The organism is Mycobacterium toneyamaense (genome assembly GCF_055384815.1).
On sequence record NZ_AP040333.1, the window covers coordinates 1,123,608 to 1,143,050 of the forward strand.

At 65.5% G+C, this 19,443-nt stretch carries 25 protein-coding genes; 14 read left to right on the forward strand and 11 right to left on the reverse strand.

The annotated features are described in order from the left end of the window. Positions 1–68: 68 nt before the first annotated feature. Positions 69–479: a GNAT family N-acetyltransferase gene (locus tag ACZ5IQ_RS05395; protein WP_464481424.1), complete on the forward strand. Its 411-nt coding sequence runs from the start codon at positions 69–71 to the stop codon at positions 477–479. Positions 480–519: 40 nt separating this feature from the next. Here ACZ5IQ_RS05395 and ACZ5IQ_RS05400 read toward each other — a convergent pair whose 3' ends face one another. After that, a complete protein-coding gene (locus ACZ5IQ_RS05400) occupies positions 520–864 on the reverse strand; it encodes a hypothetical protein (protein WP_073696230.1) in 345 nt (114 codons plus the stop codon). A 284-nt stretch (positions 865–1,148) separates the two neighbouring features. Between ACZ5IQ_RS05400 and ACZ5IQ_RS05405 the strand changes: the two genes are divergently transcribed. Genes ACZ5IQ_RS05405 through ACZ5IQ_RS05420 form a run of 4 tightly spaced genes read left to right on the forward strand, consistent with a single transcriptional unit; the run spans position 1,149 to position 3,254 of the window. Next, complete coding sequence (locus tag ACZ5IQ_RS05405; protein WP_073696229.1) at positions 1,149–1,652, forward strand: YkgB family protein; 504 nt, start codon at positions 1,149–1,151, stop codon at positions 1,650–1,652. Further along, positions 1,615–2,361, forward strand: a complete 747-nt coding sequence (locus ACZ5IQ_RS05410; protein ID WP_135355671.1) for a flavodoxin family protein — start codon at positions 1,615–1,617, stop codon at positions 2,359–2,361. Before ACZ5IQ_RS05405 ends, ACZ5IQ_RS05410 begins: the two co-directional genes overlap by 38 nt. A gap of 21 nt (positions 2,362–2,382) precedes the next feature. Continuing rightward, complete coding sequence (locus ACZ5IQ_RS05415) at positions 2,383–3,018, forward strand: RNA polymerase sigma factor (protein WP_237162749.1); 636 nt, start codon at positions 2,383–2,385, stop codon at positions 3,016–3,018. Continuing rightward, the gene (locus ACZ5IQ_RS05420) at positions 3,015–3,254 is read left to right on the forward strand and encodes an anti-sigma factor family protein (protein ID WP_082762315.1); all 240 of its coding nucleotides are present in this window, start codon (positions 3,015–3,017) and stop codon (positions 3,252–3,254) included. The genes ACZ5IQ_RS05415 and ACZ5IQ_RS05420 overlap by 4 nt, the downstream gene beginning before the upstream one ends. 16 nt (positions 3,255–3,270) lie before the next feature. Here ACZ5IQ_RS05420 and ACZ5IQ_RS05425 read toward each other — a convergent pair whose 3' ends face one another. Continuing rightward, the gene (locus ACZ5IQ_RS05425) at positions 3,271–3,897 is read right to left on the reverse strand and encodes a TetR/AcrR family transcriptional regulator (protein WP_061001728.1); all 627 of its coding nucleotides are present in this window, start codon (positions 3,895–3,897) and stop codon (positions 3,271–3,273) included. 55 nt (positions 3,898–3,952) lie between these two features. Here ACZ5IQ_RS05425 and ACZ5IQ_RS05430 point away from each other — a divergent pair, with 55 nt between their 5' ends. From ACZ5IQ_RS05430 to ACZ5IQ_RS05440, 3 genes are all read left to right on the forward strand, one after another. Beyond that, entirely contained in the window at positions 3,953–4,549 is a 597-nt protein-coding gene (locus tag ACZ5IQ_RS05430; RefSeq protein WP_234785598.1) for a redoxin domain-containing protein, read from the forward strand. 176 nt (positions 4,550–4,725) lie between these two features. After that, on the forward strand, positions 4,726–4,965 hold the full coding sequence (locus ACZ5IQ_RS05435; protein ID WP_061001726.1) for a hypothetical protein: 240 nt from the start codon (positions 4,726–4,728) through the stop codon (positions 4,963–4,965). A gap of 7 nt (positions 4,966–4,972) precedes the next feature. Next, entirely contained in the window at positions 4,973–6,004 is a 1,032-nt protein-coding gene (locus ACZ5IQ_RS05440; RefSeq protein ID WP_135355670.1) for an NAD-dependent epimerase/dehydratase family protein, read from the forward strand. A gap of 108 nt (positions 6,005–6,112) precedes the next feature. Here the strand turns inward: ACZ5IQ_RS05440 and ACZ5IQ_RS05445 are convergent, their stop codons facing one another. Next, complete coding sequence (locus tag ACZ5IQ_RS05445; protein WP_082762317.1) at positions 6,113–6,703, reverse strand: CGNR zinc finger domain-containing protein; 591 nt, start codon at positions 6,701–6,703, stop codon at positions 6,113–6,115. Between the two features lie 93 nt (positions 6,704–6,796). Between ACZ5IQ_RS05445 and ACZ5IQ_RS05450 the strand changes: the two genes are divergently transcribed. Then, complete coding sequence (locus tag ACZ5IQ_RS05450; RefSeq protein WP_061003291.1) at positions 6,797–7,366, forward strand: TIGR03086 family metal-binding protein; 570 nt, start codon at positions 6,797–6,799, stop codon at positions 7,364–7,366. A gap of 10 nt (positions 7,367–7,376) precedes the next feature. Here ACZ5IQ_RS05450 and ACZ5IQ_RS05455 read toward each other — a convergent pair whose 3' ends face one another. From ACZ5IQ_RS05455 to ACZ5IQ_RS05465, 3 genes are all read right to left on the reverse strand, one after another. Then, a complete protein-coding gene (locus ACZ5IQ_RS05455; RefSeq protein WP_464480937.1) occupies positions 7,377–8,252 on the reverse strand; it encodes a formylglycine-generating enzyme family protein in 876 nt (291 codons plus the stop codon). 79 nt (positions 8,253–8,331) lie between these two features. Continuing rightward, the gene (locus ACZ5IQ_RS05460) at positions 8,332–9,225 is read right to left on the reverse strand and encodes an HAD family hydrolase (RefSeq protein WP_464480938.1); all 894 of its coding nucleotides are present in this window, start codon (positions 9,223–9,225) and stop codon (positions 8,332–8,334) included. Continuing rightward, positions 9,226–10,776 (reverse strand): arylsulfatase, encoded by a 1,551-nt coding sequence (locus ACZ5IQ_RS05465; protein ID WP_464480939.1) that lies wholly within the window; start codon positions 10,774–10,776, stop codon positions 9,226–9,228. Positions 10,777–10,927: 151 nt separating this feature from the next. Between ACZ5IQ_RS05465 and ACZ5IQ_RS05470 the strand changes: the two genes are divergently transcribed. Continuing rightward, positions 10,928–11,203 carry a dsRBD fold-containing protein gene (locus ACZ5IQ_RS05470; protein ID WP_406802806.1) on the forward strand — a complete coding sequence of 92 codons (276 nt, stop codon included), beginning with the start codon at positions 10,928–10,930 and terminating at the stop codon, positions 11,201–11,203. Between the two features lie 41 nt (positions 11,204–11,244). Here ACZ5IQ_RS05470 and ACZ5IQ_RS05475 read toward each other — a convergent pair whose 3' ends face one another. The 4 genes from ACZ5IQ_RS05475 to ACZ5IQ_RS05490 form a co-directional block, all read right to left on the reverse strand. Further along, a complete protein-coding gene (locus tag ACZ5IQ_RS05475; RefSeq protein WP_464480940.1) occupies positions 11,245–12,318 on the reverse strand; it encodes a 3-beta-hydroxysteroid dehydrogenase in 1,074 nt (357 codons plus the stop codon). A gap of 63 nt (positions 12,319–12,381) precedes the next feature. Beyond that, positions 12,382–12,594, reverse strand: a complete 213-nt coding sequence (locus ACZ5IQ_RS05480; protein ID WP_464480941.1) for an exodeoxyribonuclease VII small subunit — start codon at positions 12,592–12,594, stop codon at positions 12,382–12,384. Continuing rightward, complete coding sequence (gene xseA, locus ACZ5IQ_RS05485) at positions 12,581–13,813, reverse strand: exodeoxyribonuclease VII large subunit (RefSeq protein ID WP_464480942.1); 1,233 nt, start codon at positions 13,811–13,813, stop codon at positions 12,581–12,583. Before xseA ends, ACZ5IQ_RS05480 begins: the two co-directional genes overlap by 14 nt. A gap of 4 nt (positions 13,814–13,817) precedes the next feature. Further along, positions 13,818–14,402 carry a lipid droplet-associated protein gene (locus tag ACZ5IQ_RS05490; RefSeq protein ID WP_406784782.1) on the reverse strand — a complete coding sequence of 195 codons (585 nt, stop codon included), beginning with the start codon at positions 14,400–14,402 and terminating at the stop codon, positions 13,818–13,820. Between the two features lie 53 nt (positions 14,403–14,455). Here ACZ5IQ_RS05490 and ACZ5IQ_RS05495 point away from each other — a divergent pair, with 53 nt between their 5' ends. After that, positions 14,456–15,466: a 4-hydroxy-3-methylbut-2-enyl diphosphate reductase gene (locus tag ACZ5IQ_RS05495; RefSeq protein WP_135355663.1), complete on the forward strand. Its 1,011-nt coding sequence runs from the start codon at positions 14,456–14,458 to the stop codon at positions 15,464–15,466. A 25-nt stretch (positions 15,467–15,491) separates the two neighbouring features. On the opposite strand, the gene ACZ5IQ_RS05500 is transcribed toward ACZ5IQ_RS05495, so the two are convergent. Beyond that, positions 15,492–16,610: a DUF6542 domain-containing protein gene (locus ACZ5IQ_RS05500; protein ID WP_464480943.1), complete on the reverse strand. Its 1,119-nt coding sequence runs from the start codon at positions 16,608–16,610 to the stop codon at positions 15,492–15,494. Positions 16,611–16,693: 83 nt separating this feature from the next. Here ACZ5IQ_RS05500 and ychF point away from each other — a divergent pair, with 83 nt between their 5' ends. The 3 genes from ychF to ACZ5IQ_RS05515 all read left to right on the forward strand — a co-directional run bounded on the left by ychF (position 16,694) and on the right by ACZ5IQ_RS05515 (position 19,347). Then, a complete protein-coding gene (gene ychF / locus ACZ5IQ_RS05505) occupies positions 16,694–17,767 on the forward strand; it encodes a redox-regulated ATPase YchF (protein ID WP_061003272.1) in 1,074 nt (357 codons plus the stop codon). A gap of 49 nt (positions 17,768–17,816) precedes the next feature. Next, on the forward strand, positions 17,817–18,482 hold the full coding sequence (locus ACZ5IQ_RS05510) for a hypothetical protein (protein WP_464480944.1): 666 nt from the start codon (positions 17,817–17,819) through the stop codon (positions 18,480–18,482). A 97-nt stretch (positions 18,483–18,579) separates the two neighbouring features. Then, positions 18,580–19,347, forward strand: coding sequence for a TIGR02391 family protein (locus ACZ5IQ_RS05515; RefSeq protein ID WP_464480945.1), 768 nt, complete (start codon positions 18,580–18,582; stop codon positions 19,345–19,347). The last annotated feature ends 96 nt before the right edge of the window (positions 19,348–19,443 follow it).

Consider the following 19,443-nt stretch of genomic DNA (forward strand, 5'->3'; position numbering starts at 1 on the left):
CACCGATCCACAGGTCTTGACAATATCTCTTCGGCGGAGACCGGCGGGCTCTCATCGATCTGTTCCGGCTGGCCGAAGATTCCGAGCGCAAACTTGACGGCTACGTCGGTGCAGGGCGCGTATGGGTCGCCATGCGCGGATCGGTCGAAGTCGTCGGACACATCCAAGTCATCGTGAGTGATCACGGCGAAACATGGGAGGTGGCCAACATGGCCGTCGCTGTGCCGCACCGCGGTGCCGGCGTCGGGCGCCGCCTGCTCGAGCAGGTGATCGATGACGCCCGCGCCGGCGGTGCCCGACGAGTCCAATTGGCCACTGCGACAGCAGATATTGGCAATCTACGTTTCTACCAGCGCTGCGGATTCCGGCTCGGTCGCGTAGTGTATGACGCCTTCGGCCCGCACTCGGGCTACCCGGCCGGCACGGCATCACACGGGATTGCCGTGCGCGACCAGGTGTGGTTCGAGCGCGTGTTGTAGCGGCGCAGCATGCCGGCCGGCATGCTGCGCCGCGTGAGACCTATTTTGCGTTCGGGCAGGTGATATCGACGTAGGCGGTGTCGAACCGCGCGGGTTCCATGAGTGTCATGCCGTCTGCCTGCATCGTTACGCGCAGGCCGGAGATGCTGGTGACCTTGCATTCGGACAACGGGACGTTGGGGTGCCCTTCGAGCCAGTTGAACGAGACGTTGTAGCCCGCGGATTGCAACTCCTGGACAGCGGTGCTGGCAGGTCCGTCGCCGGGTGTGGGCAGGATCGGTGGGTTGGCCGAGGCGTTCGGCACGCCCGCGAAGGCTACGGCGGCGCCGGCGATGACGGTCCAGCGGGCGGCTTTGCCCAAGCTCGCTGTGACGGTGTTGCTCATGATGTGCGCTCCTCGTTTGGTCGTTGGGGCCGTGGCCCATTCGCCGATTGAGTGTTGGCGAAGGCCCACTCCGTTACGGATCGCCGCGCGACGGGACTATCTGACGATTCTGTGACGCGCGGTCGCCGGCGGACTTTCCCCGTAACGACCGGGCCGTCGGCCCACACGTCCGTGGTGCGCGCGGCCAGAGGCCGGGGGCCGTAACGTTCGGGCGCCGGCGACCCACTCAGTTCTGTGATCGTCGGCGGGCAGGCCGCCGCGAGACAGCCGAAAGAGGTAAACCAATGACCGCGACGAACATTCGGGCCCGAGTCGAATCATTGACAACAGAGGCCATAGTGAGTCGAATCGCCGGCCATCTCGCTCGCTACGGGCTTGTCATCGTGATCGGGTGGATCGGCTTACTGAAATTCACTTCGTATGAGGCGCAAGGTATTCAGCCGCTCGTCGCGCACAGCCCGTTCATGAGCTGGCTGTACGACATCTTCTCCGTGACGACGTTCTCGTCGCTGCTCGGCGTGCTCGAGGTCGGCACTGCGGTGTTGCTTGCCGTCAAGCCGTGGTGGCCGAAAGTGTCGGCTGTCGGCAGCGTGATCGCGGTCGGGCTGTTCGTTGCGACCATCAGTTTCCTGTTCACCACGCCCGGGATCGGCGAGTCGGCCGCCGGCGGCTTCCCGGCGCTGTCGATGACGGGCCAGTTCCTGATCAAAGACGTTGCGCTGCTTGGCCTTGCGGCCTGGACATTGGCTGATGCGCTGGGTGCCGGGCGGGAGGGCGATCGTGTCTGATCGGCCTGCTGACTTCGACAACCTGCGTGCGCTGTTCATCAACTGCACGCTCAAGAGATCGCCCGAGGTGAGCAATACCGAAGGTCTGATCGACATCAGCAGTCGCATCATGGCCGCCAATGGTGTTGCCGTCGAGGTGGTGCGCGCCGTCGACCACGACATCGCCACCGGCGTGTGGCCCGACATGCGCGAGCACGGGTGGGCGACCGACGACTGGCCGGCGATCTTCGACAAGGTGCTGGCCGCTGACATTCTGGTGCTCGCCGGCCCGATCTGGTTGGGCGACAACAGTTCTGTGATGAAGCAAGTACACGAACGGCTCTATGGCGGCTCGCATCTGCTCAACGACGCCGGGCAGTACCTCTACTACGGGCGGGTCGGCGGTTGCCTGATCACCGGCAACGAGGACGGTGTCAAGCATTGCGCGCAGAACGTGCTCTACACCTTGCAACACATCGGGTACACCATTCCGCCGCAGGCCGACGCCGGCTGGATCGGTGAAGCAGGTCCGGGCCCGTCCTATCTGGACCCCGGCTCGGGCGGGCCGGAGAACGACTTCACCAACCGCAACACCACGTTCATGACGTGGAACCTGATGCACCTGGCACGGATGCTGCGCGCCGGCGGCGGCATCCCCGCCTACGGCAATGTGCGATCAGGATGGGACGCCGGTTGCCGGTACGACTTCACCAATCCGGAGTACCGCTGAGCGACTATGCTCCCGGTCATCATGACCAGGATCGCAGGTGACGAAGGTGCGCTCGTCGCCGCGTTGCAACGCGGCGACGAGTCGGCTTTCGCCGAACTGGTGGACCGGCATACGCCGGCGCTGCTACGGGTCGCACAGGGTTACGTACCGACCCGTGAGATCGCCGAAGACGTCGTGCAGGACACCTGGATCGCGTTGCTCAAGGGGATCGGTTCGTTCGAGGGCAGGTCGTCGTTGCGTACTTGGCTTTTCGCGATTCTGATCAATATCGCCAAGAACCGGGGTATCCGTGAGCGGCGGGATGCCGATCTTGCGGTGGCGGCGTTCACTGGTGGCACCGTCGACCCGGCGCGCTTTCGCGGCACCGACGACCCGCATCCCGGCCATTGGCTGCCGACCGCAGTGCCGGCGCCGTTTCCGGACACCCCTGAGAGTTCGGTCCTCGGCAAGGAATTGATCATGGTGGCGCGACGGGGACTCGACAATCTTCCCGAACGCCAGCGCGTCGTGGTGACGATGCGTGACATGCTGGGATTGGACTCCGACGAAGTCTGCGAACTGCTCGAGATCAGCGCTGCCAATCAGCGCGTCTTGCTCCACCGAGGCCGAGCCGCCGTCCGGCAGGTGCTCGAGGACTATCTGAGGGATACCGCATGACCACCAACCCGATGGACTGCAACGAACTCGTCGAGTTGGTGACGGCCTACCTCGACGGCAGCCTCGACCTGGAGGACCGGGCGCGCTTCGACATGCATCTGCTCGAATGCGACGGCTGCGAAAACTACCTCCAACAGTTCCGCAGCACCGTCGCCACCGTCGGCAAGATCGGCACCGACGAACTCGACCCGGAGTTCCGGCATCGGCTCATCAACGCATTTCGCAACTGGCGCTGAAGTGGCAGGCGCGCGGCTACCGGGATCGCTTGCGTTTGGGGGGTGGCCCCAGAGCGGCTGCCAATGCCGTATCCAGCGCGTGTTGCAGCGGTGCGACATCGCCACTGACGTCCGCGAGCAACATGCCGCCCTGGTAGGCGGCGAGTAGACCGGCAGCCAGGACAGCGGGATCGGTGCCGGGCAGCAACCCGCCGTCGGCGGCCACCCGCTGGAAGGCGTCGCCGATCACCTGTTCCCAGCGGCCGAACCCGGCCCTGAGCGCTGCACGGGCCGGGCCATCGGCGGAGCGGTCGAGTTCGTAGACCAGCGATCCGATGGGGCAGCGGATGGGATCGTCAGAAGATGCGTGCGCGCGGAGTGCGTCGGCGCACCAGGCGCGGAGATCGGCGGCCGTGTTGACGTTGTCGAATGACGGCTCGACCGCCGACAGCACCCGGTCGACCTGGAACCGGACCACGTCGGAAACCAAGTCCGCCTTGTCGGCGAAAAAGTGGTACAGCTGGCTGCGCCCCGCACCGGCGGCGCCGCCGATCTCATCGAGAGTCGTCGCCCGCACTCCCTGACGGGCGAACAAGACACATGCCGCCTCCAAGATTCGGGCCACCGTCGCGCGGCCACGGTCGGTCGTCGGCTCGGTGATCACTCGATGACGCTATCAAGCGATCAACTTTGTACTGTAGAGTACAGAAATCTTGAGTGTGGCTGTCGCCGGTCATTCACTTGACATTCGTTTGGAGGGCGCGGTGAGTCTTTTTGTTGGAGAACGCTTTCCGGTCGATGTCGCCGTGACATCGGCGGACGGGGACGTCACGGTCGCGCAGTTGATTGCGACAGGACCTGCTGTGGTGGCGTTTCACCGGTTGTGGTGCCCGTTCTGTCAGCAGGCTGCCCGCGACCTCGAGCAGGCCGGCGATCAACTCGCGGCGGCAGGCGCCCGCGTGGCCATCGTCTATCGCGATGACATCGACACGGTATGTGCGTCCTGTGCGCAGCGCGGCATCACCGCCGACTGCCTCAGTGACCCGCAACAGGAGCTTGAGCGTGCCACGGAAGTCGAGCGCTTTTCGCTCGGGCGGTATGCCATGTTCTCTCCGATGCGCCTGATCCGCGTGCTGCGCTCGGGTAGCCGCGCAGGCAAGGTGACGTCGGATGTCCTGCAGGGCCGCGGCACCTTCGTCGTGGACCGTGACGGACGCATTGTTTACGCCCATCACGCCGTCACTGCGGCCGACATCCCGCTGATCGATGACATTGTCGCTGCGGTGAGGGCGGTTGCCGGCGGCGCGGGCGCTTGATCGACAGAGTGATCGCAGCCAGGCCGGGAACTCGTCGGGATGGTCACCAATCGGTAAGAATCTCACGAAAGTTACTGCATTACAGTGGTATTGCCGCCTTCGGCGGGTGGTTCTCGCCGGTGAGAACCGCGTTGATGCACACGAATTCTATTGGAAGACAACGAAAGAGTGCTGTGATGAAGTCAGTGATCATGGGCATGGGTGCAGCCGCTCTTGCGATGGTGGCGTTCGCTCCGGTCGCGTCGGCGGCGCCGGCGGATGCGGTGATCAACGATCTGCGAGCGGAAGGCTATCTCGTGCAGATCAACCAGACGCCGACGGCTCCGCTCACCGCGTGCTCGGTGAGCAATGTTCGAAAGCTGGACGGCGGAGCCGCGTCTGCCCTCGTTGATGTCGTCTGCCCGGACGGCTGCTGACAGCACCGTGCGGGTACTCCTGACCGGCGCCGCCGGATTCATCGGTTCGCGCATCTGGGCGGTGTTGACCGCCGCAGGGCACGAGGTTGTCGCCATTGACGCCATGCTCAGCGCTGCGCATGGCGACGGTGCCCTGCCGCCCGATGGCTGCCGGATACAGGACGTACGTGATGCCGAGGCATTGGCCGGGCTGCTCAAGGGCATCGACATGGTCTGCCACCAGGCTGCCGTTGTCGGCGCGGGCGTCAATGCCGCCGACGCACCGTCCTACGGCAGTCACAACGACTTCGGCACGACGGTGCTCCTGGCCCAGATGTACGCCGCGGGGTGCCGGCGTCTGGTGCTGGCGTCGTCGATGGTGGTCTACGGCCAGGGGAGCTACGAATGTGCGCGACACGGGCTGGTTGAGCCGTTGCCGCGCCGCCAGTCGGACCTGGACGCGGGCGTATTCGAGCACCGCTGTCCGTTAGGTGGCGAAGAGTTGCATTGGCGCACGGTGGGGGAGGATGCCCCGCTGCGGCCGCGCAGCCTCTACGCGGCAAGTAAGGCGGCGCAGGAGCACTACGCGCTGGCCTGGGCCGACGCGGTGGGTGGGTCGGTCGTCGCACTGCGCTACCACAATGTTTACGGCCCGGGTATGCCCCGGGATACGCCGTACTCCGGGGTGGCGGCCATCTTCCGCTCAGCCTTGGAAAATGGTTCCGTCCCAGACGTTTACGAAGACGGCGGGCAGATGCGCGACTTCGTCCATGTTGACGACGTGGCCGCGGCCAACGTCGCCGCGACGACATACGATCACGGCGGCTTCACGGCCTTCAACGTGTGTTCCGGACACCCGATCACGATTCGTGAAGTGGCTGAGCAGTTATGCGCTGCCCGCAATGCCCCGCAGCCCAAGGTCACTGGTCAGTACCGCAGCGGCGACGTCCGCCATATCGTTGCCGATCCCGTATGCGCCACCCAGGAACTCGGTTTCACCGCCGCGATTCACCCACGAGACGGGCTGCGCGACTTCGCCTTTGCGCCACTGCGGGACTGACCTTCTCTCTCGCGGTCGGCATCGTCGTGCAACATCAGCAGCCGAAAACCCTTGGTGCTTGCAGCATTCAAATGTGGCCGCAGTCTCCGCAGGGTGGCATGGTAGCCGTCAGTGGTGGCGCTGGTAGTGCCGCGCCGCACGCATCCGATTGGCGCAGATGTTTTGCGTGCAGAATTTTCGGCGCGCGTCCTGCGCCACGAAAAGCATACTGCAAGCAGGGTTTTGGCAACGGCGAAGTCGCTGTGACGTCGGTCCGACCAGAAAGTCGATGAGGCTGTCTGCTACGAGCGCCACAGCAAGCTGGTGCGACTGGTCGGTGGTCGGGTGGTATTCGGTTTCCGATGCCCATCCAGCGGGGACGCGCACCAGCCTCCTCGTGCGGAGGACGCCGGCGGCGGATTGGTTCACGTGACTTACTGCGGCACGGCTCGGCGGTGTGCCGGCAATCTGGGCGTCGAGGATCTCGCGAATGGCCTCGCGTAGCTCGATGGTCTGTCGCAGCGGCGGAGCCGACGCGGTGTCTGGCAGGCGGTCGCGCTGGAGGTCCCACCAGAGTCGGCAGGCCGCTTCGTCGGCGAGCAGGTCGGTGGCCGGAGTGGTCACCGTGATGATCGTGTCGGCCAAATCCACGGCCAATGGCTCTCCTGCCACGGGAAAACCGGCGCGCTGCGCGCGCTCCAGTCTCGATGTGGCTGCCACCGAATTAACGGTAGCACTCCGTTGACAACGTTAGCCGCTGTCGCGTAGAACCATAACGGTAAATAGCAACTACTAACGTTAGGCGGCGTTGTGATGGGACCTGTTGAATTGCTCTCGGGGGCCGATGCCCGACTGGTCGGTCTCGTGTCGACGTTGACGGCGTCGGACCTCGACCTGTCGAGTCCGTGCGCGGGATGGGCGGTGCGGTCGCTGCTGAGCCACACCATCTCCTCGATCGATGCTTTTGCGGCCGCCGTCGATGGCGGCAGCGGGCCGACGGAAGCGGAATTGTTCAGTGGCGCTGATATTTTGGGGTCGGACCCGTTGGCGGTTGCTGAGCAGTCGATCGGCCGTTCCCAACGTGCGTGGGCCACCATCGGTGACTGGCAGCATCCGGTCACCACGGTGCTCGGATCGATGCCGGCGGCCGAGGCGATCAGCATCATCACCTACTCGACGCTCATCCACAGCTGGGATCTTGCGGTCGCCGTGGGACGAACGGTCGAATTCGATGACGCTGAGGCTGCGCTGGCAGAGGGCGTAGGTGCAGCACTTGTGCCCGCTCTACAACCCCAGGGCTTGTTCGGTCCGGGGGTTGAATTGGGTGGCGACGCCAGTCCGACGCAGCGGGTCATCGCCTTCGCCGGCCGCAATCCACTTTGATTCGGCTACCTCACCCGTTCCGCACGCACCGGAAGCCGACATGACTCATCCCCGTATCGACGGCTTGTGGACGACGGGCTGCCGGCCGGTAGCGCAGGCAGTAACTGTCGGCGCACAGGAATGAGCCGCCCTTGATCACCCGGCGGGCTACCGGCGTCCCCGGTTGGTCAGGGTCGTAACTGTCTGCGGCGCAACAGGGCCGGGTGTCTCGGGTGTCCCCGTAGAAGTCGGTGGTCCATTCCCAGACGTTGCCGGCCATGTCGAACAGGCCGTAGGCGTTCGGCGGGAAGCTGCCCACCGGTGTGGTCTGGCCGTAGCCGGTGTCGGGCAGATACGGGAATTCGCCGTGCCAGAAGTTGGCCAGCTGTTGCCCGGGCTGCTCGGGTTCGTCGCCCCACGTGTAGGTGGCGCGGTCCAGGCCTCCGCGGGCCGCGACCTCCCACTGCGCCTCGGTGGGCAGGGCCAGCCCGGCCCAGTCGGTGTACGCGGCGGCGTCCTCGAATGCCACGTGCACGACGGGGTGCTGCTCGCGGTTCCGCAGTGACGACTTCGGGCCGCGCGGATGGTTCCAGCAGGCGCCCGGCGTCCACGTCCACCACTGGCTGAGGTGACGCAGGTCGACGGGGCCGGGGGTGCGGCGGAAGACCATGGAGCCCGGTTGCAGGTTCTCCACTGGGGCGCCCGGATAGTCGGCGGGGTTCAGCGGCCGTTCGGCGACGGTGACGTAGCCCGTCGCCTCCACGAATTGCGCGAAGTCCGCGTTGGTCACCTGGTGCGGCTGCATCCAGAAGCCGTCGACGGTGACCTCGCGGGCCGGGGCCTCCTCGGGGTAGTGCGCGTCGGAACCGAGCGCCGTCGTCTGCGCCGGAATCCAGACCAGGGTCACGGGTTGATCCTGCGTTGTGGGCGTGGGTTACTCGCACTTTTGTGCCCTGGCCGCAGGGTCAACGGACGCAGCCGCAGGGTCAACGGGGGAACACCTCGGCCCACTCGGACTGCATGCTCGCGACAGTCCAGCCTTCGGTCTCTGCCAGAGTCAGTGCCTTCTCGGCGCCGGCTTCATAGGCGAACTCGCGGTCGGCATCGTCATGCAACACCACTAGCTGAAAACCCTTGGTGTACTGCAGCATTTCGATGTCACCGTTGGAGTTGCCCGCCGCGAAGATCGGCCGCCGCCCAGTCCGTCCCCAGATCCGCACGGGCTTGACCGGCCCGTCGTTGAGGAACTCCGGCTGCGCCGTCGTCACCAGATCGCCATCGGCGAACGTGACACCCACCGAGCTGCCCACCACGCGTTCGGGCGGGATGCCGTACATCGCGTCGGTGACGGGTCGCATGAAATCGCGTCCGCCGCCGGAGACGATGTAGCAGGTGAAGGCGTTCGACTCCAGGTACCGCAGCAACTCGACCATCGGCACATACCCGCACGCGGTGTACGGACGGTCCAGCGTGGGGTGCCGGGCCGCGGCGAAGAATGCCGCCACCCGCGCGGCATGTTCCTCGACGGTGATCCCGGAGTGCGCCGAAAGAACGCCCCCGGCAAGCACTTTCAGATCGTTGTCATCGCCCTGATAGTGCTTGGTGACGGCGTCGCCGAACCAGGTGAGGTCACCGGCGGCGGCCGCCGCATACGGCTGCCGGTCCGCCAGCGCCGGGTCGGCGGCAGCCTGCTCGGCCAGTCGACGCACCAGGAAATCCAGCTGGATATAGGCCGGCTTTTCGCACCACAGCGTGCCGTCATTGTCGAAGACCGCGATCCGGTCTTGCGGCGCAACGAAATCCGGCCCGTCGGTGGTGACCCGCCCGACGAAGTCGACGATCGCCGACTTCGTCGGGCCGTTGTTCCAGGACTCCAACACCTAATCCGCCGCCAGGAACTCGTGGAGCTTCTCGACGATCTGATCGATGCTGAAGCTGGCCGGTGGGTGCCGGGGCGGGAAGTCCTTGAAGGTGTCGAGGAACGCCGCGGCCATCGCCGTCGCATAGAACGCGAAGAAGTCGCGCCGCAGGAACCACTCGTAGTACGTGTTCGACGTGATGTCGGCGTACTCGAACGGATCGGTGCGCAGATTGAACAGCTTGGGGACGCGCAGTGGCGTGAACGGCTCGGCCCAAATCCGCAGGGTGCCCTGGCAGCGCTGTTCGGCGAAGACGATCTTCCAGTTCTCGAAACGCATCGCGACCAGTTCGGCGTCGTCGTTGAAGTAGAAGAAGCCGCGCCGCGGGCTGTGCTCGACCTCGCCCGTCAGATACGGCAGGAGGTTGAACCCGTCGATGTGGACCTTGTATTCGGTCTCGCCGTCGGCCCCGGCCTTGTGGCCCTTCTTGAGCTTCTCGGCGATATCGGGGTCGCCGGCGGCGGCCAGCAGCGTCGGCAGCCAGTCGTGGTGCTGGATGATGTCGTTGGAGACGCTGCCCGCCTTGATCTTCCCGGGCCAGCGGATCATCTCCGGCACCCGGAAGGCGCCCTCCCAGTTGGTGTTCTTCTCGCTGCGGAACGGGGTGGTGCCGCCGTCGGGCCAGGTGTTGCGGTGCGGGCCGTTGTCGGTGGAGTAGATGACGATGGTGTCGTCGGCGATGCCCAATTCGTCCAGGACGTCCAGCACCGTGCCGACGTTCTTGTCGTGGTCGATCATCACGTCGTGGTACTCGGACTGCCACAACCCGGCTTGTCCGCGGCTCTCCGGCTTCACGTGCGTGTACAGGTGCATGTGGGTGAAGTTGCACCACACGAAGAACGGGTTGCCCGCCTCGTGCTGACGCTTGATGTAGTCGACGGTGCGGTCGGCGATGTCGTCGTCGATGGTCTCCATCCGCTTGGCGGTCAGCGGGCCGGTGTCCTCGATGGTCTGCTTGCCGACCGGACCGAACTTCGGGTCGTCGGGTTCGGTCGAGACCTCGGTGGTGGCTTTGCAGTTCATCACCCCACGCGGCAATGCCTTCTCGTACAGCAGCGGGAACTGGTCCTTGTGCGGGTAGTCGAAGTTCTCGGGCTCTTCTTCGGCGTTCAGGTGGTAGAGGTTGCCGTAGAACTCGTCGAACCCGTGCACGGTCGGCAGGTACTTGTTCAAATCGCCGAAGTGGTTTTTGCCGAACTGGCCGGTGGCGTAGCCCATGGGCTTGAGCATTTCGGCAATGGTCGGATCCTCTGCCGCCCAACCGATGTCGACGCCCGGCACGCCGACTTTGCTCATGCCGGTGCGGTACACGCTCTGACCGCTGATGAAGGCCGCCCGTCCCGCGGTGCAGCTTTGCTCGCCGTAGGAGTCGGTGAAGCGCATGCCTTCGGCGGCGATGCGGTCGATGTTCGGCGTGCGGTAGCCCATCAGCCCGTCGCTGTAACAACTCAGGTTGCTGATGCCGATGTCGTCGCCCCAGATCACCAGGATGTTGGGTTTGCCGTCGGGCATGACAGAGCTCCTCGATCGAAACGGAAATTGCTGTGCCCGTTCGACTTTACGGGTGCGTCACCGATTCCGGCGGGGCTTCGGCAGGTGCGTGAAATCGGTACTGGTCAACGGGCGGCGGGAGGCGCACGCTTACTTAGGGAAGGTGATCGACATGTACGACAAGGATCTGACCAACAAGTGGCACGTCGAGATCGAGTTCTTCGAGGACGATGTCCACACCCACGCCAGCGCGCACGCCCGGCTCCGTGACGACACGCTCACCACGACAGGGGATGCCTACCGCAATCCCAAAGACCCGAGTGCGCCGTTGGTCGGTGAGGAGATCGCGGCGGCCCGTGCACTCATCGCGCTCGGCACCGATCTGCTCCTGGCGGCCTCGGCGAACATCGAGCAGTCAACCAAACGGCCCGTGCATCTCTACCGCTGAGTAGAGGCACACGGGCCGTTGGGTTTTGAGTTCGGCTGCTACTACTTGGCTTCGGCCGCTTCCAGCTGACGGAAGAGGTCGACGTAGTACGGCATGCATTCCTTCATGGCCTGTTCGGTGTTGAACAGCGGCTCGTAGCCGAGGTCGCGCTTGGCCTTGGCAATCGAGAAGTAGTTGTTCAGGTAGAGCCGTTCCACGGACAGTGGCTCGATCAGCGGCTCGGGCAGGGCGAACTTGAAGTGCAGCCACTGCCACGCCATCATCACGCGGTGCACGAGCTTGCCGGAGACGTAGAAGGTGGGCAGCTTGCGGCCGCACGCTGTGATGACCGGACGGGCGAACTCGAACATGTTGAGCGGCTCGCCGTCGTTGATGAAGTACGCCTGCCCGGGTGCGGTACCGCCGGGCACCAGGTGCTCGCCCGCCAGGATGAAACCGTGGATCAGGTTGTGCACGTAGGAGTTGTCCAGCTTGATGTTCTTGTTGCCCACCAGCACCTTGACGTGGCCGGCGAGGATGTTCTCGAACACCTTGCGGAACATGGTCTGGTCGCCGCGGCCCCAGATGCCGCTGGGCCGGATGGAACAGGTGAGCATGCCGTCGACGCCGTTCTGCGACAGCACGAACTTCTCGGCGGCGACCTTGGTCTCGGTGTACAGGTCGTTGAAGCGGGCGGTGTACGGCATGGTCTCGTCGCCGTTCTGGATGTCCTGCCCACCCATGACGACGCTGTTCGACGCGGTGTAGACGAAGCGCTTGACGCCCGCGGCCCGGCCCAGCTTCACCAGGTTCTCGGTGCCGCCGACGTTCACGCCGAAGCTGCGGTTGCGGTACTCGTCGGTGACCGATGCGCCGCCCATCAGGTCGATGATCGCCGCGGTGTGGATGATCGTGTCGATGCCCTGGACTGCGGCGTCGACGTCGTCAACGTTCGTGATGTCGCCGACCAGCGTCTCCAGGTTCGGGTTGGCCGGCAGCGGCGACGGCGCCCGGTCGAACGACCGGACGTGGTGGCCACGGCCGAGCAGTTCGGTCACCAGGTTGGCGCCGACGAAGCCAGACCCGCCGGTTACCAACACGCGGCCGAGGTCTGTGGTCAGGGAAGCATCACGCATGGTGCAGGAGCATAACTGAAACGTGTTCCAGTTAACAGGGCGCGCGAGAAATTACCGCACTGATCAATTTTCGTCGTCGGCGCCCGAGGCGAGTGCGTCTTCGACTTTCTTGCGGGCGCCGGCCAGGTGCTCTTCGCACCGTTTTGCCAGTTGTTCGCCCCTTTCCCAGAGCTGGAGCGAGGCGTCGAGGTCGAGTCCGCCCGCTTCCAGTTTGCGGACGACCTCGATCAGTTCGTCGCGGGCAGCTTCGTAGCCGAGCTGACTAATGTTCGTCATATATTCCTTCGCTCACGGTCGTGACGGCGCCATCGGCCACCCGGATTCGGAGTCTGGTTCCCGCCGGGGCATCCTGCGTCGACCGCAGGACCGCACCGCCGGATGACAGGTTCTGCACCACGGCGTACCCACGGGCCAGTGTCGCGGCCGGCCCGAGCGTGGCCAGCCGGGCCGACAGATGCCCGACATGGTCGGTTTCGGTGGCGATGAGCCGCCGGATGTCGCGGCGCGCGGCCGCCACCGCCCGGGTGATCTCCGCGGCGTGGGCGTCCAGCGCCTGCAGCGGCTGCGCCAGCACCGGGCGGCCGCGCAGCTGACCGATGAAGCGTTCCTCGCGGTGCACCCAGTTGCGCAGGGCCTGCGCGCTGCGCCGCCGCAGGTCGGTCACCAGCGCCTGCTCGGCGGCGGCATCGGGGACGACGCGTTTGGCCGCATCGGTCGGCGTGGCCGCCCGCAGGTCGGCGACCAGGTCGCACAGCGGGTTGTCCGGTTCGTGCCCGACGGCGCTCACCACCGGCGTGGTGCACGCCGCGATCTCGCGGCACAGCGTCTCGTCGGAGAACGGCAGCAGATCCTCGACGCTGCCGCCGCCGCGCGCGATCACGATGACGTCGACGTGCGGCGCGGCGTCCAGGGCACGCAGGGCCTCGACGATCTGCGGCACCGCGTTGGCGCCCTGCACCGCCGTGTTGCGGATGTCGAAGTGGACTGCGGGCCAACGGCTTTGGGCGACGGTGACGACGTCGTGCTCGGCCGCCGAGGCGCGCCCGGTGATCAGGCCAATGGTGTTGGGCAGGAACGGAATCGGGCGCTTGAGTCGCGGGTCGAACAGGCCCTCGGCATCCAGCAGGCGGCGCAGCCGATCGATGCGGGCCAGCAGCTCACCGATGCCGACGGCGCGAATCTGGCTGATGCGCAACGAGAATGAGCCGTTGCGGGTGTAGAACTGCGGCTTGCCCAGCATGATCACCTGGGTGCCCTCCGACAGGGCGACCGGGGCGTCATCGACGAGGGCGCGCGGGCAACTGACTGACAGCGACATGTCCGCGGCCGGGTCGCGCAGCACCATCCACGCCGTCGACTGACGCAGCTTCAGCTCGGTGAGCTGGCCCTCGATCCATATGGTGCCGAGCCGGTCGATGTACTTGGCCACCCGGGTGGACACTGCCCGGACCGGCCAGGGATTTTCGGCCGAGTTCGGGATCTCGGCAGACGTCACCGCATCACTTCGCGGTCGCGCGGGTGATCCTGTTGGCCAGCAGCGTCTGGAACGGCGCGCGGGACTTCGTGTTGTTCTCGTAGGTCAGCAGCGCCTCGAGGTCGTCCACCTTGAGCTGGGGGAGCCGGGCGCGCAGCTGGGCCAGAGTCAGCTCTGCATAGTCCAGCTCTTCGACGATCGCCGGGGTCGCGACACTCGCGCCATTGGCGGCCGCACCGTTCGTCGCCGGCTTCGGAGCCTCGGCGGCGCCCGTGCTGTACAGCGCGAACCGGCCTTCCGTCAGTCGGGCGCCGTCGGGCTGCTCGGAGGCGGGGCCGGCGGGATCGTCAGCACCCGGCTCGAGCAGATCTTCGTCGAATGTGGCCCATTCCGGCTGCTCGTCCTTGGGCGGGAACCACTGCTCCAGGGTCTCGTCGCCCTTGTTGACCAGTTCGGCCAGGTCCTGCTGCATTTTCATGACCAGCTGGGCGAGCTGACTGGCCAGCGTCATCGGGTAGGTCAGGATGGTGTGGGGGAGCCGAATGGTCTCCTCGAGCGCGGTCGCCGCCGCGCCGACCAGCAGCCGGACTCCGTAGGGCGCAGTAGACATGCCTGCCAGAGTACGGCTGGCTGTGGCCCTGCGGTGATCAGTACCCTTGTGCTATGCCACCGACCATCAATATGGGCATTCCCGGCGCCACCGTTTCGGTCGCCGGAGAAGCTATGAGCAAAACCGGCAAGCGCGTGCTGCTCGCCGAGCCGCGTGGCTACTGCGCCGGCGTGGACCGCGCCGTCGAGACCGTGGAGCGCGCGCTGGAGAAGCACGGCGCTCCCGTATACGTGCGCCACGAGATCGTGCACAACCGGTACGTGGTGGACACGCTGGCCAAGGCCGGTGCGGTGTTCGTCGAACAGACCGAAGAGGTGCCCGAGGGCGCCATCGTGGTGTTCTCCGCCCACGGCGTCGCGCCGACGGTGCACGAGGAGGCCGCGGCCCGCAATCTGCGGACCATCGACGCCACCTGCCCGCTGGTCACCAAGGTGCACAACGAGGCCAAGCGCTTCGCCCGCGACGACTACGACATCCTGCTGGTCGGCCACGAGGGCCACGAAGAAGTCGTCGGCACCGCCGGTGAGGCCCCGGACCACGTGCAGGTCGTCGACAACCCGGACGCCGTCGACAAGGTGACCGTCCGCGACCCGAACAAGGTCATCTGGCTGTCCCAGACCACGCTGAGCGTCGACGAGACCATGGAGACCGTCCGACGCCTGCGGGAGAAGTTCCCGACGCTGCAGGACCCGCCCAGCGACGACATCTGCTACGCCACCCAGAACCGCCAGGTAGCGGTCAAGGCGATGGCTCCCGAGTGCGAACTCGTGATCGTCGTCGGCTCACGGAACTCGTCCAACTCGGTTCGTCTGGTCGAGGTGGCCCTGAACGCCGGTTCCAACGCCGCCAAGCTGGTCGACTACGCCGAGGACATCGACCCGGGCTGGCTCGAGGGTGTCACGACCGTCGGCGTCACCTCAGGCGCGTCGGTACCGGAAATCCTGGTGCGCGGCGTGCTCGAGCGCCTTGCGGAGTTCGGCTACGACACCGTCCAGCCGGTCACCACTGCCAACGAGACGCTGGTGTTCGCGCTGCCGCGCGAGATTCGTCCCGCCCGGCACTAGGTTCTTCGAACGCAGACGCGGTCGGTCAGTCCCAGTTGTGGGGCTGACGCGGCCGGCGCTCTGCGCGCTGTTCTGCTGCGTCGTCATCCGCACCGCGGTACCGCACCCGGGAGACGGGGTGGTGGGCGCCGCTGGGCGGTGCGTTGCGCGACGGGCGGGCCGGGGACTGGTAGCGGTCGCCGGGCTCGTACGGATCGTCGGCGTAGCGACGCCGCCGCGGCTCGGCTGCGGACGGACGCTGCGGTCGCTCGTAGCGGTCCCGCTCGCGCGGCTCCCGGTAGTCGTAGCGCTCCTGCGGGGCGCGGCGCGGCTCGCCGGCCGGACGGGGACGGCGCCGCGGCTCGTCGGGCACCGCGTACGAGTCGGTGGCGGCCGGGCGGGGACGTGCGGGCCGCGGCCGGCGCATCTGGCCGGGCACCGGTTCGATCAGCTCGGTGTCGCCGGCCTGTGCCCGGGCGCGGGACGGACGCGGTGCGCGCTCCGGGTCGGCAGCGCTGCGGCGCGGCGACTCCGCCGCCGAACGACGCGACGAGGTGGCACGGGTACGGGAGCTGCGGGGCGTCTGGCCTGTCGTCAGCTTGGTGAGCTTGGCCGACAGCGTCGCGGCGAGACCGGCGGGCGCGACGTCTTCGTCGTCGGCCTGACGGCGGCTGCGGCGCGGCTTGGGCTCGGCGACGGCCTCTTCCGTGTCGTCTTCCTCGTAGGTCAGGAACTGCGGCAGGACGAACCAGCGGATCAAACCGAGGATCAGAACCGTCGCCGCGGTGAAGAACATCGTCGGGAAACGCTCGATCAGCGGATAACCGCAATTGATCAACAGGTCCTTGATGCCGGCGATCTTGTCGCTGTGGAACATGAAATACGCGCCCGGCACGGCGACGAAAAGGATCAGCGGGGGCTGGATGACCGCGGTGAAAATCCCGGACCGCCGCACGCCGAGCACAGCGAGTACACAGCCGGCCACGTAGCAGAAAGTGAAGAAAGCGCTGAGTTCTTTGTCACCGGTGCCGGCGTCGTAGGCGAAGCCGATCGCGGTGGCTGTGACGGCCAGCACAATGGCTCCCCACCAGGGGATTCCCGGGATGCTGGGCAGCGCCGAGCGGCGATCGAGGGCGGCTTCGGGCCCATGATGCTCTGCTGACACTCCTAGACCGTACCGGCAATCTGGGCCACTGTGCCTGCAGGTGGGCGTTGGGACGGTGTGGCGTCTCCTAAACTAACGAACTCGTGGGTCTGAACCTGGGAATCGTCGGTCTGCCGAACGTCGGGAAGTCGACGTTGTTCAACGCGTTGACACGTAATGACGTGCTCGCGGCTAATTATCCGTTCGCAACGATCGAACCCAACGAGGGTGTCGTCCCGCTGCCCGACCCGCGGCTCGACAAGCTCGCCGAGATCTTCGGTTCCGAGAAGACCGTCCCGGCGCCCGTGACGTTCGTGGACATCGCCGGCATCGTCAAGGGCGCGTCCGAGGGCGCGGGCCTGGGCAACAAGTTCCTGGCCAACATCCGCGAGGCCGACGCCATCTGTCAGGTGGTGCGCGCCTTCGCCGACGACGACGTCGTCCACGTCGACGGCCGCGTCGACCCCAAGTCCGACATCGAGGTCATCGAGACCGAGCTGATCCTCGCCGACATGCAGACGCTCGAGAAGGCGCTGCCGCGGCTCGAGAAGGAAGCCCGGACCAACAAGGACCGCAAGCCGATCGTCGAGGCCGTGGCGGCGGCCCAGGCGGTGTTCGACGAGGGCAAGACCCTGTTCTCCACCGGCAAGGACTGGTCTGCCCTGCGTGAGCTCAACCTGATGACCGTCAAGCCGTTCCTGTACGTCTTCAACGCCGACGAGTCGGTGCTGACCGACGAGGCCCGCAAGGCCGAGCTGACTGCGATGGTCGCCCCGGCCGAGGCCGTGTTCCTGGACGCCAAGATCGAGGCCGAGCTGCTGGAGCTCGACGACGAGTCCGCCGCCGAGCTGCTGGAGTCCATCGGCCAGACCGAGCGCGGCCTGGATGCGTTGGCGCGCGCCGGTTTCCGGACGCTGAAGCTGCAGACCTACCTGACCGCGGGACCCAAGGAATCGCGGGCGTGGACCATCCACCAGGGCGACACCGCACCCAAGGCGGCGGGCGTCATCCACACCGACTTCGAGAAGGGCTTCATCAAGGCCGAGATCGTGGCCTTCGACGACCTGGTCGAAGCCGGCTCCATGGCTGCCGCCAAAGCCGCCGGCAAGGTCCGGATGGAAGGCAAGGACTACGTCATGGTCGACGGGGATGTGGTGGAGTTCCGCTTCAACGTGTAGGCGGGAAAGCCGCGCCAAGTAGCAGGACCCAACAATTGGAGAATCGCCCATGCCTCTCCCCGAAGCCATCCGTTCAGAAATTGTGAGGTACGCAGTCGCCGACTTGCCGGGCGACCTTGACTGGCACGTCAGCTACTTCGATTTCATTGGCGATACCGATCTTCGCGGACGACTTGGACAAGAGTTTTACGCGGCCAGATGCCTATACAAGCTGTGGGAAGGGCTGCGTATTGACGAGCCGTGGGCAAAGCAGGCACAGGTGCAGTTGCAGGTTCAGCAGTACGCCTCGATCTACGAGGCGTCCATCCATCACCTTTTATTCTCTGTAGCGGCCGACGAACCCGTAGTTCAGCGCCTCGGCGAGTACCGTGCGCTGATAAAACGTGCATTACCGGGCCACATTATGGACCGCATTCGTATCCTCCAGGACAGCGACGCCAACGACATAGTCGGGGCAGTACTGGCGACGCGCCAGGCGCAAGAGTCCAAAATTCGGTTCGACAGCAAGGTTGCGGCGGCCGTGGAGCTCGGAATGCTGGACGAGGCGCTTGGGCGGGAGATCAAAGGCTTTTACACCGCTCGGAACTACATCCACATCCACGCAGAGCTCCGCCAGACCGACTTCGCTTGGCAGGTCTCGTTCGCGCGCGATGCGTATCAACGCATGGAGCCATTCAAAACCCAGGTCTCGTCCTGGCTCGCGAAGCGGGCATGATCAAAGTCAACCGCCGCGTTCCGTAGGGAGCGAGACGTGGTCGAGTTCCTTTTCGGATCAACGTCTACAAGCAAGGGGTAGGGCGCGGTGATCGAGCATGAGCGGTGACCAAGAGGGCGCGAAGCCCAGCACCGGCGCACCCCAGGGGATGGACGAAGAATGGGCCATTGAGCAGTGCAACGAGTGGCTTCGACTGCATGAGCGGGTTCCGATTCCCGAAGCCGAGCGCGAGCATGACGGGCCAAAAGGGCGGATTAGGGGCTCCCTGGCGGAGCGAGAAAGGATTTCCCATCGCGTCCACCGGGTAGCTGAGGCCGTCTGGGCGAAGTGGGACGACCGCTGGCGCTTGGATGGTTCGCGGGTGCGGAAGTTGATTTTCGAATTGGAAGAGGGGATTGAGGTCCGTGAGCGTCTGGGGCTGTCGCCGTCCGGGCCAGCTTTAGTAGCCGACGCTCTTCATCCTTGGGTTTGGCAAGCGGCCCGACCGCACTGGGAGGGCGGCAACTACGACGCTGCCGTCTGGGCTGCAGCGATCAATGTCAACAATCAACTCAAGGCGAAGGCTCAACGTCCCGACCTAGGTGAGACGAACTTGGTGGAGGTCGCGTTTGGTATCAATCCGCCCGAGGCGGGAAAAGTACGTCTACGTCTGTGTGACGAGACGAATCCAGCCCTGTTCAAGGATCGACACGTAGGTGCCATATCGCTAGGGAAAGGGCTGTTCTCTGGTGTCCGAAACCCACTCAATCATGTTGGAGCCGGGGACCTGGGCGAACAAGAGGCACTGGAGACTCTGGCCGCGTGGAGCCTTTTCGCGCGATGGGTCGCGCGGGCAGACGTTGTGAGTGTCGAAGTGAAAAGTTGATGCGCAAAGCCGTGGAATTTAGGTTCCAAACAACTTCAGGGGGCAAGGCGGCCGCCAAGTAATCGGCCATACCTGATTGGGGCGGGTCTTCCATCT

Coding starts and splice junctions, on each gene's coding strand:
- ACZ5IQ_RS05435 (WP_061001726.1), top strand. CDS start 4,726: ATGAAGTCAGTGATCATGGGCATGGGTGCAGCCGCTCTTGCGATGGTG.
- ACZ5IQ_RS05515 (WP_464480945.1), top strand. CDS start 18,580: ATGAGCGGTGACCAAGAGGGCGCGAAGCCCAGCACCGGCGCACCCCAG.
- ACZ5IQ_RS05495 (WP_135355663.1), top strand. CDS start 14,456: ATGCCACCGACCATCAATATGGGCATTCCCGGCGCCACCGTTTCGGTC.
- ACZ5IQ_RS05510 (WP_464480944.1), top strand. CDS start 17,817: ATGCCTCTCCCCGAAGCCATCCGTTCAGAAATTGTGAGGTACGCAGTC.
- ACZ5IQ_RS05490 (WP_406784782.1), bottom strand. CDS start 14,402: ATGTCTACTGCGCCCTACGGAGTCCGGCTGCTGGTCGGCGCGGCGGCG.
- ACZ5IQ_RS05415 (WP_237162749.1), top strand. CDS start 2,383: ATGACCAGGATCGCAGGTGACGAAGGTGCGCTCGTCGCCGCGTTGCAA.
- ACZ5IQ_RS05475 (WP_464480940.1), bottom strand. CDS start 12,318: ATGCGTGATGCTTCCCTGACCACAGACCTCGGCCGCGTGTTGGTAACC.
- ACZ5IQ_RS05480 (WP_464480941.1), bottom strand. CDS start 12,594: ATGACGAACATTAGTCAGCTCGGCTACGAAGCTGCCCGCGACGAACTG.
- ACZ5IQ_RS05405 (WP_073696229.1), top strand. CDS start 1,149: ATGACCGCGACGAACATTCGGGCCCGAGTCGAATCATTGACAACAGAG.
- ACZ5IQ_RS05450 (WP_061003291.1), top strand. CDS start 6,797: ATGGGACCTGTTGAATTGCTCTCGGGGGCCGATGCCCGACTGGTCGGT.
- ACZ5IQ_RS05465 (WP_464480939.1), bottom strand. CDS start 10,776: ATGCCCGACGGCAAACCCAACATCCTGGTGATCTGGGGCGACGACATC.
- ACZ5IQ_RS05470 (WP_406802806.1), top strand. CDS start 10,928: ATGTACGACAAGGATCTGACCAACAAGTGGCACGTCGAGATCGAGTTC.
- ACZ5IQ_RS05400 (WP_073696230.1), bottom strand. CDS start 864: ATGAGCAACACCGTCACAGCGAGCTTGGGCAAAGCCGCCCGCTGGACC.
- ACZ5IQ_RS05410 (WP_135355671.1), top strand. CDS start 1,615: ATGCGCTGGGTGCCGGGCGGGAGGGCGATCGTGTCTGATCGGCCTGCT.
- ACZ5IQ_RS05420 (WP_082762315.1), top strand. CDS start 3,015: ATGACCACCAACCCGATGGACTGCAACGAACTCGTCGAGTTGGTGACG.